This is a genomic window from Okeania sp. KiyG1, from assembly GCF_014132355.1.
Lineage (GTDB): Bacteria > Cyanobacteriota > Cyanobacteriia > Cyanobacteriales > Microcoleaceae > Okeania.
In genome coordinates this window covers 30,340-45,346 of record NZ_BLZO01000046.1, presented here as the reverse complement: position 1 = coordinate 45,346, position 15,007 = coordinate 30,340, and the positions used below count along the sequence as shown (strand labels likewise).

General features: G+C 34.7%; 13 protein-coding genes. 2 read left to right on the top strand and 11 right to left on the bottom strand.

What is annotated here, in order from left to right:
• Positions 1–223: 223 nt before the first annotated feature.
• Complete coding sequence (locus tag SAGCYANO_RS08585; RefSeq protein ID WP_202219691.1) at positions 224–1,174, top strand: alpha/beta fold hydrolase; 951 nt, start codon at positions 224–226, stop codon at positions 1,172–1,174.
• A 240-nt stretch (positions 1,175–1,414) separates the two neighbouring features.
• A complete protein-coding gene (locus SAGCYANO_RS08580; RefSeq protein ID WP_237395973.1) occupies positions 1,415–1,945 on the top strand; it encodes a helix-turn-helix domain-containing protein in 531 nt (176 codons plus the stop codon).
• A gap of 391 nt (positions 1,946–2,336) precedes the next feature.
• Here SAGCYANO_RS08580 and SAGCYANO_RS08575 read toward each other — a convergent pair whose 3' ends face one another.
• The 11 genes from SAGCYANO_RS08575 to SAGCYANO_RS08540 form a co-directional block, all read right to left on the bottom strand.
• The gene (locus tag SAGCYANO_RS08575) at positions 2,337–3,011 is read right to left on the bottom strand and encodes a hypothetical protein (protein WP_202219689.1); all 675 of its coding nucleotides are present in this window, start codon (positions 3,009–3,011) and stop codon (positions 2,337–2,339) included.
• Positions 2,999–3,154, bottom strand: coding sequence for a DUF488 family protein (locus tag SAGCYANO_RS44415; RefSeq protein ID WP_237395972.1), 156 nt, complete (start codon positions 3,152–3,154; stop codon positions 2,999–3,001). The genes SAGCYANO_RS08575 and SAGCYANO_RS44415 overlap by 13 nt, the downstream gene beginning before the upstream one ends.
• A 133-nt stretch (positions 3,155–3,287) precedes the next feature.
• Positions 3,288–3,440, bottom strand: a complete 153-nt coding sequence (locus SAGCYANO_RS44410) for a hypothetical protein (RefSeq protein WP_237395971.1) — start codon at positions 3,438–3,440, stop codon at positions 3,288–3,290.
• Between the two features lie 202 nt (positions 3,441–3,642).
• On the bottom strand, positions 3,643–3,978 hold the full coding sequence (locus SAGCYANO_RS49060) for a hypothetical protein (RefSeq protein ID WP_307785842.1): 336 nt from the start codon (positions 3,976–3,978) through the stop codon (positions 3,643–3,645).
• Positions 3,979–4,096: 118 nt separating this feature from the next.
• Positions 4,097–4,282 carry a DUF488 family protein gene (locus SAGCYANO_RS49055; RefSeq protein WP_307785848.1) on the bottom strand — a complete coding sequence of 62 codons (186 nt, stop codon included), beginning with the start codon at positions 4,280–4,282 and terminating at the stop codon, positions 4,097–4,099.
• A 321-nt stretch (positions 4,283–4,603) separates the two neighbouring features.
• Positions 4,604–7,084: an NB-ARC domain-containing protein gene (locus SAGCYANO_RS08560; RefSeq protein WP_202219688.1), complete on the bottom strand. Its 2,481-nt coding sequence runs from the start codon at positions 7,082–7,084 to the stop codon at positions 4,604–4,606.
• Between the two features lie 139 nt (positions 7,085–7,223).
• Entirely contained in the window at positions 7,224–7,394 is a 171-nt protein-coding gene (locus SAGCYANO_RS08555; RefSeq protein WP_202219687.1) for a hypothetical protein, read from the bottom strand.
• A gap of 91 nt (positions 7,395–7,485) precedes the next feature.
• Positions 7,486–7,620, bottom strand: coding sequence for a hypothetical protein (locus tag SAGCYANO_RS47420; protein ID WP_255502500.1), 135 nt, complete (start codon positions 7,618–7,620; stop codon positions 7,486–7,488).
• Positions 7,621–7,923: 303 nt separating this feature from the next.
• The gene (locus SAGCYANO_RS08550) at positions 7,924–9,909 is read right to left on the bottom strand and encodes a bifunctional serine/threonine-protein kinase/formylglycine-generating enzyme family protein (RefSeq protein WP_202219686.1); all 1,986 of its coding nucleotides are present in this window, start codon (positions 9,907–9,909) and stop codon (positions 7,924–7,926) included.
• Positions 9,910–11,047: 1,138 nt separating this feature from the next.
• Positions 11,048–11,233, bottom strand: a complete 186-nt coding sequence (locus SAGCYANO_RS08545; RefSeq protein ID WP_202219685.1) for a hypothetical protein — start codon at positions 11,231–11,233, stop codon at positions 11,048–11,050.
• Entirely contained in the window at positions 11,214–14,309 is a 3,096-nt protein-coding gene (locus tag SAGCYANO_RS08540) for a UPF0182 family protein (protein WP_202219684.1), read from the bottom strand. Before SAGCYANO_RS08540 ends, SAGCYANO_RS08545 begins: the two co-directional genes overlap by 20 nt.
• Positions 14,310–15,007: the final 698 nt, after the last annotated feature.

Here is a 15,007-nt window from a genome sequence, read left to right as displayed (position 1 = left end):
TTTATAAAGAGACCATTACAGAATATTTGCTAATTTAGCAATATCTATTTAAATTGAATTTGAATTTGGGAATTTTGTTTTTAACATAAATAGTATAGTTTATAGACAATAATGATATCACGGATGAAGGCTTTTATGCAAGTTTATTAGTTTGACGTAGATAGATAATTAATAATGTGTCTGGCACTTTGCAAATCTTAATATTTGGGAATTATTTAAGTATATGGTGGGCAATACTACTAGCAACTGGCAAAAAAAAATAGGTAGTCAAAGAGACTGGGTATGGCGAGGGTGGCAAATTCGTTATACTTATGTTCGATGCCAAAATAACCACGAAACTTTAGAAGGCCATAAGTTAGAAAACCCTCCTATTTTACTGCTACATGGTTTTGGAGCATCAATAGGCCATTGGCAACATAATATAAATGTACTCAGCCAAAAACATACAGTTTATGCACTAGATTTAGTAGGTTTTGGTGCTTCTGAAAAAGCGATCGCCAACTACGATGTTAGTTTTTGGGTAGAGCAGGTGTATGAATTTTGGCAGACTTTTATTCAAGTACCTGTAATATTAGTTGGTAACTCTATCGGTTCATTAGTTTCTCTAGTAGCGACTGCGACTTATCCAGATATAGTTGCATTGCTGATCATGATTAGTTTACCCGATCCGGCAGCTCAGGCCGAAGCAATTCCAGCTTGGTTATTACCGACTGTGGAGTTTATTCAAAATATTGTTGCGTCTCCGGTGTTATTGAGAGCTGTGTTCCCTGTGGTTCGTAGACCTTCAGTTATTCGTCGTTGGGTCAAAATTGCCTATAGTAATCCCGACCGAATTACAGAAGAACTTGTAGATATATTAGCAGGACCGCCAAGCGATCGCGGAGCTACCCGTGCTTTTTGTATTTTATTTAAGATTATGGGTAGTACAAAGTTAGGTCCTAGTGTGAAAGCTTTACTTCCTACCCTGGAAACTCCCATGTTATTGATTTGGGGTAAGCAAGATTTATTAGTTCCTGCTAAATTTGCTAATCCCAGTCAGTTTGTTCAGCTTAACCCCCGTTTAAAATTAACAGAAATTGATAATGCTGGCCATTGTCCCCATGATGAATGTCCTGAAATAGTTAATGATTTAATTCTTGATTGGATTGCTCAACAAAAGCAGCAATATACATAAGCTGGAAAATAATAATACAAATTTATTTTGCAATAATAGCGATCACCAAATGAGCGATCAGAAGTTTAAGAAAATTACAGCACTTTTGAGGAAGCGTCAGGTACAGTTATAAGGCTATTTATTCCTATATTCCGAACAATATTTCATACCATTATTTATGAATAATACTCCTACTGAAATGATGAGCGAACTTTTATGTTATACTATTGCGTATGTCAAAATAGTTAAAAAATCATGTTTGTGGGTACTACTGAAGCAGCTTCTCTTTTAAGTATTTCTGCTCAAAGAGTCCGAGTTTTACTTAAAGAAGGTCGAATTCAAGGAGCTAGAAAGATTAACGGTCGCACTTGGGTGATTCCTCTATATAAAGGTATGCCTAGGATTGCAGGTAGGAGTCGTGGTCCCAAACCTCGTTGGCGTTCCTGTAGACACTGTGGCAAGAATACTATTCACTTCAATCGCCCTAATATAGGCATCAATAAAAATAATCAGAATACCGATCTTCATGTAGTTTCTGCCAAACGAAGTTCTGAAAATTTAGCCAAAGGTCACGAAATAGATATTCATGGTCCTTGTCGGATTGTTTATCGACCAGAAAAACCTCATTCTTGTGGAGCGACTGTCTGGATTGAGACTTTGGCAACGGCGACAGTTTATAATTTTGACGGGAACGTGAAACGGGTAAATAGCAGATGGATTTGGGAATGGGAAGAAGAAGAAATCTGGGAAATTAATAAGACAGATATTGATGAGTTAATCAAAGCATCCTAGTCAAAAAGTTAATTTGAATGATAGCGATCGGGTTCTTCTCCTCTATAGTCTTATTCTCTTCTCAAAAACTTTTCTATGTTTTCTTGAGTGAAGGAGTAGGAGAGTGAGGGTTAGTAACGGTTAACGGCTAGTAACGGAATAGACATAAGAATAATATACATAGGATTTACCGAATAATTAAGGTTTGAAGCCTCTCCTTTAAAGGAGAAACAAGAAAAAATTTTTCTTTGAGTCAATACTATCCGTTTTCAAGGAGAGGTAATTATTAATTATTAATTATTAATTATTAATTTTTGAAGCACCTGCAACATATTTTCGTCCGAAGCGACCGACAGGGTTTGCAGAGCAGTCCGGAACAGAAAGCACCTAGTATTATTAGCTTTTAGGCAAATCAAAACTCAAGTATATTTGCTATTAACTTCCAACAAGGAGGTTCTCCTTCCCAATTTTGAGAAGTAGCATAAGGCATACTAAGACTTATAGTCACCAAAAGATTATTTGAAGTTAGAGAATATCCGTTTTCTAAGTCTTTTATAAATTCTGGATCGGTAATTTTTGCATTATTTAAGAGCAAATAACCATTATTATTTTTGATACTACCTCGAAATTTACCTTCTTTATTTTGAGTAACAGAGAAATTTTGCTTTTTAACTTTAACAATTTCAATTGTTCGACGTCGATGAAAGGGAACTGTTTTTAGATAGGAAGGATTAACATATTTACGAGAATTATGTAGGATATAGTCGGAATTATTACAGTATTGAAGTATCTCTTCAACTTTAGCTTGACCTAAACATTTCCATTCACCTTTTAATACTGAAAGGTTTTCACTTTCAAAACCAAAATCATTTCCTTTATTATCAAGAGGAATTTCAAGAATATCAAGAGGTTTTGGTTCTCTACCTTCAACAAATCTAATTCTTTTAGGTACTCTTCCATCTTCAGGATATTGGCGATCGCATACTGGACGAACCCATTTTCCCGTATCTAAATCAATGCCTGCAATACAACGCTCATTTAGTTTGTAGGAATTAGCTAAACAAATTATTTTTTTCAGAGATGACATACTTTAATATTTCCCCATTGTTTATTGAGATATTCAGCTACTAAACGGCGATGACAATAATGTGGTTTAGCTTCACTACAAAGCAAACAACCTCGGTCTAAAAGTTGGGGTGAAACTTTTTTTTCGATTTCTCTTTCACTCATAAGGTGATTAAATTTTTGTTCATAAGTATCCCAAGTAATTCTCTTTTTTTATAATCATCTAAAAGTTCTTTAGTAGGTGCTAAATCTAGAATATGAATATATTCAATATTGCAAATCACTTTAAGAAAATATTCTAAATCTTTTTTTTCGCAAATCCAGCAAGTTGAGAAGCATTATTGACTCTTGTATCAATAACGCATTTTACTTTTGATTCTGTTAAATTATCAAAAATTCTTGAGCGGTTTTTTGTAAATCCAATTGTAAAAATTTCAATAGTTTTTTTCATTTTACCGAAAAATTGTTGTCTAAAGCCTACCCTTTTAAGGGGATAAAAAGCGGTCGAGAGATGGCTCATAAACCTGCACCATATCTAATTGACAAAGAGAAAAGAGCATTGCTGATGTCAAACCTCCTTATTACAGAGGTACTGATAACTGATAACTGATAACTGAAATGACTTATCCAGATCTAACAAACAATATTAGATACTATTTTTTGTTTACATATGCAATTTTATCCCCTTGAATTTTGTAAGCTTTTTCAAGTATTGTATCTTCAGAATTTTTAGTGGATTGGGTAACATTTTTGCTGAAGCTTTCAGTATCAAAAAGACTTAATTGTAAAAATGGCTGGGTTTTTTCAATAAGATGATTAATTTGTAGCAGTCTTTGTTCAAGAGCAGAGTGATTTTCTAATTCACCATTTTTAAGAATATGGTAAATGTCTAAACCTTTATATGTTAAATGTCGGCTCACTAAAATAGCACGATGACAAGTAATTGGATCTTGTTCAGAACACATCAAAGCAATATTATAATTTTCCAAACTTTGATAAACTTTTTCTAAACCTTTTGAAATTCTTCTGTGTTAGCAATTAGCTCGTATAAAGCTTTTCCATTAACGTAACAACTTAAATTATTAGTTCTTGCACCTAATTCTTTGCCTAAAAAATGTATGAAATATTGATTTTCTGTAGATATTGCTTAATGTTTTTTTGATGAAAATGAGGTAAATAATTACTATAAGGGTAGGATCGAACATCTGCTAAGGCTGTTATCTGATGTTTTTGTAAGAGACTTAAAAAAGATTCTATGGAATGATTAGAATGACCAATAGTAAATAATTTCATCATTGCTGATTTAAAAAATTTCTAATTGTTTAGAGATGTACTACGATACCAGAGTGTTGAACCATCAGAGTTTTCTGTTTACTATTGAATTTTAACTTTGCTCTGATGGATTACAATATAAAGGTATGTTTGATGAGGGATTATACCTTTATTCCTTGATTAAGTCAATCCTCTCTGTATAGAAGCCATTTAGTATCTTTGCATATAGAGCGAGACTACGCCAACTTAACTACTAAAGGAGAAAAAAAAATTTTTCCTTTGAGTCAATCCTCTTATTTTCAAGGATAGGTAATTATTAATTATTAATTATTAATTGTTGAACTAAGCTTTATATGCAAATAAAGATACTATGGGCGTACAATCATCTTGAGAATCTACAAACCCAACAAAACTTAAGCCATTCATCCTTAGACTAACAGAACATTCAACTTCAATAAAAGTAGGAGCTAAAAATTCAAACATATCAGTTGATAGTAAATCCAAGTAAGTAGAGGATTGAATAAAATTTTCAGCTAACCAAGTATGCAAACATTCGCCAGTAGAAATATCCCAGAGTTTAATAGTTTTATCTTCACTTCTACTAGCAATAGTTTGACTATTTTGACTCCAAACTAAGGAATCAATTTGTGCTGTATGTCCTGCAAAAATGTGGAGACATTTACCTGTATTAATATCCCATAATCTTACTTTTCGATCGCTACTACCAGTTGCGAGAAAATTTCCATCTGGACTCCAAACAAGAGAATGTACTTCTTGAGTATGGCCGTCAAGCAGCAAATTTGATTTACCTTTCACCGTTGATAACAGACGAATTTCTCCCAATTTATCAGCGATCGCTAAAAAATCTCTATTTGGACTAGAAGCGATGACAGAAATATTACCCAATGTCGGTATTTGCATTTTTTCCAACAACATTGGGCAGTCTAAAAGATTTTCATCTTCTTGTTTTGGTGGTTCTAAGCAAGTTTGGTCAGATAAATCTACAGAATTAGTAGGACAAACACAAGAACTATGCTCTAGCAACTGTGAGTCATAACTTTCATGGCACTTTTGTTTATCTGCTTGACTAATAGCAGGGCAAAGTTTCCCAGGAACTATTGCACAATACTCAGAAGATTTCGAGTTAACTGTAGCTAATACTTCAATAGCTTTTTGGGAATAGGTATTAGCAGATTTATGAGATTCTATTTGACCGGGAGAAATGTCACTTACCATTAAGTCAATTTGTAGTTTCATGCACAGGTTAATCAGATTTTCAATGCCATAACCACACAAGGAAGTTTCACTTGCTTGTAGCTTGTTTAAAATTAATAACAATTGTTGTTCTAGCGCTCGAGTCGAACTAAATATTGTGCTGAGTTGTCTGGCAATAGGTTCTATAATTAGCTTATTTTGTCGTTCTTTAACATAGCGTTTGCCAGTGGTGATGATTAAAGAATGACTGATAAATAAGTCTAAATTTGCAGTAGTTAACTCAGAAACGACCTGTTCAATTAAGTAGTGGAGAATATACTCCATTACTACAGCTTCAACTGTATACATACTTGATTTTTTCTTGACTAGAGAGCGCCAGATCAGAGCTTCTAAACTTTCTAAGAGATTTGCTTTGGAAATTGCTGGCACAATATCAGTTTGCAATCTTTGTACATTAGTCCAGTCTTGGTTAATTGCCAACCAAACTATGATTTTTTTTTCTAGCTCTGATAGACGCTGAAAGTGTTGGTCGAGGAGGCGACGAATACCATTGAAGGTGGTTGTGCCATGTTGCAGAAATTCTGATAGGTCTCCATCAAATAAGTCTGTTATGGAACTGGTGACAATTTTTAAGGCTAGGGGACTATAACTATAATATTCACTGAGCTGTTGTTTTTGTGTTTCTGAGCCTAATATTTTGTTGGTTTTTAGTAAAGCATGGGCTACTTCTTTAGAACCGAGTAGTTGTAGGGAGCGTACTGCTGCATCTATACTTTCAAAGGCTGCTACTTCCGGAGGTTTTTCTCGACTGGTGAGGATGAGACTGCTAGAGTGGGATGTTTCGCCGATTAAATGAAAGAGTTGACTGTAGTTTTCGTAGCCAGGACGATAGTGACCTGTACATCCAGTTTGTAAAATGCTTTCGACACTATCTAAAATTATTAGGCAACGTGAGTTACGCAAGTATTCAATTAGTTTGCTTAGTTCTCCTTGAGTACATTCTTGCTGGGATAAAAATGATACGAGTTGAGTGAGAATTGTTTCTAGGGAGGGAGCATGACGGAGCGATCGCCAGATTATATAGTCAAATTTATTCTGTAGTTGTTTGGCGACTTTTGCTGCTACTGCTGTTTTACCAATGCCTCCCATACCTAGTAATGCTACTAAACGACAGCCATCTCCGATAATATATTGTTGTAGTCGATTTAGTTCTTGAGAACGTCCGTAAAAAACAGAAACATCTATAGCTTCTCCCCAATCAATTTTTGGTTTAGACAGTGTTTTTTTTGTTTCTGTAGAAGATTGGAATATATGTTGTTGAATGTTTAGTTCTGTTTTGGCAAGACATGATTTCTGAATGCCAAATTTTTGTCTCAGCAGAGCGCGAAAGTTTTTCTTGGTTACTTTTTCGTCTAAGACACCAGAAAGACTTTGCCATAAGTTTGCAGCTACTCCTTTTATGTAGTCTGGGTCATAACCTGCTTGCTCGGCAATTTCAGCATAAGCTTTACCTTCCCATGCTTGAGAAAATACCTTTCTTTTTACAGCGTTTAAGGAGCCTGGAGGTAGAACTGTCTCCAGAACTTCCAATGCTTCTTCGACTTTCATTTTTACTTAATATTTTGATATATTTTTGATTCTATCTAAATTGATGTGATTTTACTGTTACTTCGGCGACACCTTAAAACCTTATCTAGATTTTTGGTTGAATAAAAAGTCATGTATAGGTACGAGCAACCCCCAGTAATTACATATTACCATGATTTTTTTGCCGATGCAAGGGGAAATTCTTTTCACCGCCGTTTTTTTGTAGCTCCACAAAATGCAGAGGCTCTGTTTCTAGGCATTCTAGGCAAAATTTTTGCCTTGTTATTGAATAGTCAAATCTTTCTGCCACTTCTTCGCTGGTGCTGCACAAAATGATTTTTTCTCAGTCTGAGCGATCGCGACAGCGGAAGGTCGTTCTATCGCTTCTATATTTCTCCTGCTAATGATTTTTTGTTAGTGCTTCACAAGATGAATTTTTGTTCTGAAGTTAAGCGATCGCTTCTACTAGGCAACATAATCATCCGTACATCTGTGACAAAATCTGTGTCTGGCGATGTTTTGGCGTTGAATAAAAAGTCATGCGTATGTACGAGCAACCCCCAATATTTACATAGTACTATGATTTTTTTGCCGATGCAAGGGGAATTTCCTTTCAGCGCCGATTTTTTTTGTAGCTTCACAAAATGCAGATTAATTATCCCTACATCCATCGGTGCATCCGTGGCAAAATCATTGTCTTGCCCTGACTTCAGCTCACACGGATTATGGCACGGATATACGGATTAATTCGCGGGAGGGAACAGAGAAAAGAAAGCACACAGAGATTTGGCCACGGATGTACGAATGGATGTGGGAAAGAGGGAATAGAGGAAAAGAGGAAAAGAATAAAGGGGAAGAATTTAGGAACCAGAGACAGACCAAACAATACGAAAACCAAAAGCGTTGCTGCGGTAGTTGCCCCTATTGAAGTTAATGCGATATGCAGAACGGCATCTATCAGAATTGCTGACCCAGGAACCACCCCGCAGCGGAGAACGATTCTCATTTCCATCTAACCAAGCACTACTATCTGTAGGCGCACCATTATAATTATCATGCCAATCATCAGCGCACCATTCCAAGACATTGCCGTGCATATCGTACAAACCAAAACTATTGGGAGGAAAAATTCCCACATCTGTTGTTTTTGTTCGATATATTCCTTTCTGTGCATTACCGTAAGGATAGTTACCATCATAGTTAACTAACTCAGACGTTATAGTTTCACCAAAATAAAACGGTGTTGTTGTTCCTGCTCTACAAGCATATTCCCATTGACCCTCACTGGGTAAACTATATTTTCTACCCGTTATTTCTGAGAGTTTCTGACAAAATTCTGTCGCGTCGTACCAACTTACTCTTTCTACAGGACGGTTTGCACCTTTAAAGTTAGAAGGATTATTTTGCATAACTGCTTCCCACTGTGCTTGAGTAACTAGATACTTTCCCATGAAAAATTCTGGCACATCTACATAATGTTGCGGATCTTCATTATCAAATCTTTTTGCTTCTGTCTCTGGAGACCCCATAAGAAATCTACCTCCAGGAATTTTTACCATTTCTAGGGAGACTCCATTGCCGAGGTTTTCTGTCATTACTTCTGCTTGACCTGGAAGACGACTTATTATTTCTCCTCTGCTGTTAATTATGACGGTGGTAAATGTCTGAATAGAAAATTTTGGTGGTGGTGGAGGGGGAGGTTCTGGTATTGCTTCAGTAGAAGAAATAATTTCTGGTGTTCTTTCTGAAGTTGGTTCAGAAGTAGAAATATTTTCTGGAGGTCTTCTACTAAACAAATTAGTTAATATTGCTGTGACAAAGCCACCTCCTGCCAAACCTCCTAATATCAATATTTGTCTTCTGGTTTGATCAAACTGGGGTGGAGTTTTAGATACAGGTGAAACTGCTGGTACTGGTGTTGGTTGTGGTGTAGGTACTACTTTTGTTTTTGGAATAGATGGAATAGTTGCTGCTATTGTCGGAACTGGAGTCGGAACAGGTATTGGTTGTGGAGCAGCTAGAATATTTAACGCCTCTAATATTTCCATCGCATTTTTATAACGCTCTCGAAAATACTCCTGCACCATCTTATCCAATACATCTGCCACATAGTTACTTACCCTTGCCTCCTGTCGCCAGATTATATTTTCCGTATCTTGGTCTGTTGGTAAATTGTGGGGTTCCTTGCCAGTCAGTGCTTTTATCCCTACCATTCCCACTGCATAGATATCGCTACTCAGTTTCGGTTTGCCATTACTTTGTTCGCTAGGCATATATCCAGGTGTACCTATTGGTATAGTCAAACTTACTGTACCTGGTTGTTGACCTGTAGTTAATACACTTATTTCTTTGACTGCCCCAAAATCTATCAATACTATTTTGTTATCCGACTTACGGCGCATCAAATTTTGTGGTTTGATGTCTCGGTGAATAATATTTTTTTGATGAGCTATGGTTAATGCTTCTAAGATTCCTACAAGTAAGGTGATAGTGTAAGACTCGCTTAATTTTTTCCCCGGCGTCAGTTCCTTACTAATATCGTGCCCTTCTATATATTCTTGTACTAAGTAAAATTCTGTTCCTTCTTGGAAATGAGCAAATAATTTTGGTATTTGGTCTGAGTCTTTGCCTAATTTGTACAAAGTCCTTGCTTCTCTCTCAAACAACTTTTGGGCAATAGGCAAAACTCCTGGGTCTGAACTTTTAGGTTTGAGATGTTTAACTACGCATTTCGGATTTTCTGGTAAATCTAAATCTTCAGCTAAGTAGGTATCTCCAAATCCTCCACTTCCAAGAGGAGACCCGATAATTTTGTAACGTTGTCTCAAGATTTTTCCAAACTGCATGGTTTTTTCAGTTATGAGAATATACTACCTAGCCTTGTTTCACAGTTTTCCTAGTTATGTAATTTGATTTTGCTGTTAAGTTAGGGAAATATGGCTTTTTTGGCCTAAGTTACTTGAGTATATATGAGCGCACCTTCTCCATTATGAATATAATACCATGTCAAGTTTTCTTGTCAACCCCCTTTTTTTCAGTTATCAGTTATTCAGTATTTAGCTTGTAGTAGGACTTGAGCAATAATATCAATATCAGGATTTACGCAAAAAATGAAGTTATACACCGTCTGTAGGGGCAATTCGCGCAATTAGGAGCATTCAGCAGAAAATCGCCCCTACTAGATATGGTGGTTTGGCGTCAGTCCTAAATATTTAAGGGGCTAGAGCAAAACTACGAACGAAAAAATTATTCTAACTAATTTTTAGTCAACTCATAATTAAGGCGATCGCTTCTTTTCTCGGAAGTCTCTTAATGCTAATTCTTCTGACAAAGGCAATAAGCTAACTGTTGAATGCTGAATACTTAACTTTTCACTTATCAGACTTTATCTTGATATTTTCTAGACTTTTTTGAGTTATCAGTTATTGGTTATTAGACTTTCTGGCTTACTACCTGGTAGTTCAAGAATTAAGAATTTAGAATGGGCGAATTAATAATTACCTCTCCTTTAAAACGGATAGGATTGACTAATTATGAAATTTTTTCTTTTTATCCCCTTAAAAGGGGAGGCTTTATCACACAATTCTTCGCTAAGTATGGTTTTTTCTGCCTAATTTATTTGAGTATATATGAGCGCACCTTTTCCATTATGAATATAGTATCATGTCAAGTTTTCTTGTCAACCCCCCTTTTTTCAGTTATCAGTTATCAGCTTTTTCAGTTATCAATTATTAGTTATTAGTCTAAATAGGGTTTGCTGATTAAATATAAAAACATTGACATATAAAGGTTTTCGCATTTTTTAGTTGAAAAAAGTCTAAGCTTTTAGGTCGTAATGGTTCAAAAAATTAGCATTTTAGGCGACTTTGTTGCCCAGAAAAATCAAGGGACTATTCTTCCTCCTATCTCCTCTATAATTCCTATTTCTCCTGACTCCTACCCTTACCCATAAGACTTTTTCAGCAAACTCTAAATAGAATAAATTTAACTTCTTGAGGATTTACGCACGGAAACTAAATCCAGTGAGGGCGAATGCCATTCGCCCCTACATATGGCATTTTCAAGGTTAATTTGTGTAAGTCCTGTTCTTCCTTCTTCCTTCTTCCTTCTTCCTTCTTCCTTCTTCTTCCTTCTTCCTTCTTCCTTCTTCTTATTCCAAAGGTGGCACAATTAAAGGTTGTTCTAATGGTTCTACTTCAAAAACTTCTTTTAATGCTTCATCTAAAGTTGGTTTCATTACAATTCGGTTTTCATAAGAAACAATAACTCTAGCTAAAGTTGGCAAACTATTTTGCTCTGCTTCTAAATAAATTGGTTCTACATAGAGCAAAGATTGATTCATTGGTATTACTAATAAATTTCCTTGAACTGCTCTCGATCCTTGACGGTTCCAAAGAGAAATTTGCTGGGATATTTCTGGATTTTGATTAACTAAAGCTTCTATTTGTTCTGGACCATATATTAATCGTTGTTTAGGGAATTGATATAATAGTAATTTACCGTAATTTGGTGCATCCGATCTAGCTGCTAACCAAGCAATTAAGTTGTTACGACTTGCTGGAGTATAGGGTAGAAAAAGAATAAATTCTTCTGAAGTTTCTGCTGGTAATTTTGTAATTAAATAATAAGGTTCTACTTTCTGCTGTTGATTACCATAAATTTCAATAGGTACTCGCCACAAATCTTCTCGATTATAAAATACTCGGGGGTCATCCATGTGATAAGTTGACAATAGTTCGGATTGTACTTTAAATAAATCTACTGGATAACGGATATGAGTATAGAGACTTTTTGGCATTTCTTCTATGGGAGAAAACATATTAGGAAAACCTTTTTTCCAGGTTTTAATAATTGGGTCTTTTGGGTCTGCTACATAGAATTTTACCGAGCCATTGTAGGCATCAATTACAACTTTTACTGAGTTACGAATATAGTTAAATTCGTTATTTTCTGGGTCAGAATAAGGATAGCGATCGCTTGTAGTGTAAGCATCAAAAATCCAGTAGAGATAACTGGGTGTTGTTTGAGTAATATCTTGTTGGTCGAATTGGGGATTAGCTACTACTAAATATGGGTCTTTGTCATAACGTAGAAATGGAGCGATAGAGCGAACTCTGGCATTAATGTTGCGGCGATATAAGAGTTTAGTTTGAGGTGTAAATTCATTAGTGAATAACATTCTCCAGTTATTCAAATATTTAGCAAATACCCATTTTTTCCAGTTTGTACCAATAACAATACCACCACTGCCACTATAAGTGTTATAGGTGTTTGTTTCTCCACTGGGATAGTCTAATTCTCTATCTTTTTCCGCAGTGGAAGTAATTACATGAGTATTGGTAAGTTCTCCATAATAAATTCTAGGTTTACCAATAGGAATACTGAATCTAATCCTTTCTAATACTTCTAAGGTACTATTCTTTTCAAAAGTTGGATCTGGTCCGATATTTTTAACGAAATATTCTGGTAATCCACTTTCTTCGACTTGATTAACTGGAGAAAGAGTAAAACCATAGCCATGAGTATAGACTAAATGTTCATTGACCCAAGTTTGTGCTGGTTGAGGTACAGATTCATAGTTTAGTTCTCTAGCTGCGATGATTACTTGTTGTTTTTTGGTAGGATTATCTTTTGTTCTTTCTTCTTTTTTATTCAGAAATGTATAGCGGTCTATATCGGCATTTTTAAATTCATAATATGGTCTAATTTCTTGTAATTGTCGATTCGTTTGTAAAATTGGTCTTGTATCCCAAAGGCGAATATTGTCGATGATTAATTTATTGTTTATTAAGTCAGTATAGGTAAGTTGATCTTCTGGGTTAAATAGTTTTACTTCTAATTTTTCTGGATCGAAATATGCTTCTCTAGTAAATTTAATACTACGTTTAATATATGGACTTTCTCTGTCTATTTCGTTGGGTTGTACGATGGTTATTTGGACAATTTTTGGTAATAACCAACCAGTTACTGCTGCGATGATTAAATACCATGTTAAGATAGCTCTTAATGAGTAGCTATCAGCAAATAATTTGGCACTCAATTTTTTCTTTTTTTTCCTTCTTCGACTCAAACGCAAAAATCGGAGACTGGTTTCAATATAAGGTTGAATATCTTTAATAGAAAAAATTGCTTGCCAAAACAAAAATACTGCAATTAATAATGCTAAAACTGCCAAAAATATATAAGCAGGAAGTTGAACTTTAACATCTGTATAACCAGCACCATAGATGACACCACGCTGAGAATAAACTAATTCAAAACAAGCTAGAAAGTAACTATAGGCTATGGTTAATATAAATCCTCCACCTAAAGCATGAAGATGTCTTTGTTGTTGTTGGGAAAATTCATAAAAGTTGCCTTTACTTAGACTGTTTCCAGACAATAAATAGATGAGAGTGCAAGCAACCAGTCCATATAAAAATAATCCTACTAACCAAAATTTTAATAATTGTAATACGGGAATTTGAAAAACATAAAAACTGATATTGATATGAAATAAATCTTCTGTTTCAGTAAAGGGGGTAGCATTAAATAGTTGTAATATATTTCCCCAATGATTTGAAAGAATAAAACTAAAAATTAAACTTAGCACTATCCCAAATATACTCAACCATAATATAGGATTAATAGTGACAATAATACCTAATACAATAAATAATCCTAATAGCCACCAGTTAGATGGTATTTGACTGAGTATTTGCCAAATTGATTCTATGCTTAATGCTGAAGGAATTTGTGGAGATACTTTCGCAACTGTGAAATCAGGATGCCAATAATCAGTAAATACCTGAATATAATGGGTTAGAATCAGTCCTATGAATAAAATTAATCCTAATACTAAACATAACAACCACCTTAGATTAAATGAGGGTTCGATGCGCAATTTACTTGACGGCATAGTTACTGGTGGAATTAGCATCATTTCTTCATATATTTCGGTTTTTCGATTGTGATTTTTTTGATACTTAAATATACTTGCTAGTCTGAAATTTGCTAAAAAGAAGACTGATGTAATTACAAAAGTAATTATCCATAACAAAGTTTCTGTTTGTAATTTAGTTATTAGTACAGGCAAATAATTAAGTTCTTCAAACCATAAAAATTCAGCCAATATGTTAGTAGATAAATCAAATATTGCCCACAATCCTAATAGAATGATAAATATAATTAATATCTGTAGGAAGTTGAGATTTTCTAGTGCTTTGGATGACCTAAGTTTTAGTCTGTAAAGAATATTAAATTTCATATAATTCAGAAGTCAGGAGTCAGAATGAATAGGTTTAATACGATTTTTGTGTAATACCAAATTGATAAATTTTTGCTACAAATAGCTAGGATATTTTTTAGGAGTCAGGAGTTACACGGGAATGGCTTTAATACCATTTTTAAGACACGGAAATTCTCTTTTTTGTCAAAAGGACATCTCCTTTAAAGTCTTGAGAGCGCACTTATTATTCGTAACATTCTTTTTTCATACATGGTATAAACTATTTGTTTTGTCAAATAGACATTTCATATCATGTTCGGATAATCAGTTATAATAAAATTTAAGGACTCCTAGTACCGACAGTACCAAAAAAATACTTAAATTATCAATACCCTATCTCCAATATTTCCTGTGTATTCCTCCTTTATTTCCTCCTGACTCCTGACTCCTGACTCCTGGCTCCTAACAACAGTTATTTATAAGTATTCAACCGAACATGATATCATATAAAGTATTTTAATAGCGCTTATTATTCATAACATTCTTTTTTTAAATTTGTATAAAAGATGGGTGTTGGTATTAGATACATAGACTATAAAAAGTAGTCATGTACTAGGAAAACTTATCAAATATAATTTTTGATGATTTTCAATTTTAGCTTTGATATTTTAGTTAATTAAAAAACGTTTCCTGACTTAATGCTCGGCAAACAGATACCTAAGCAAATTTTTAGACTG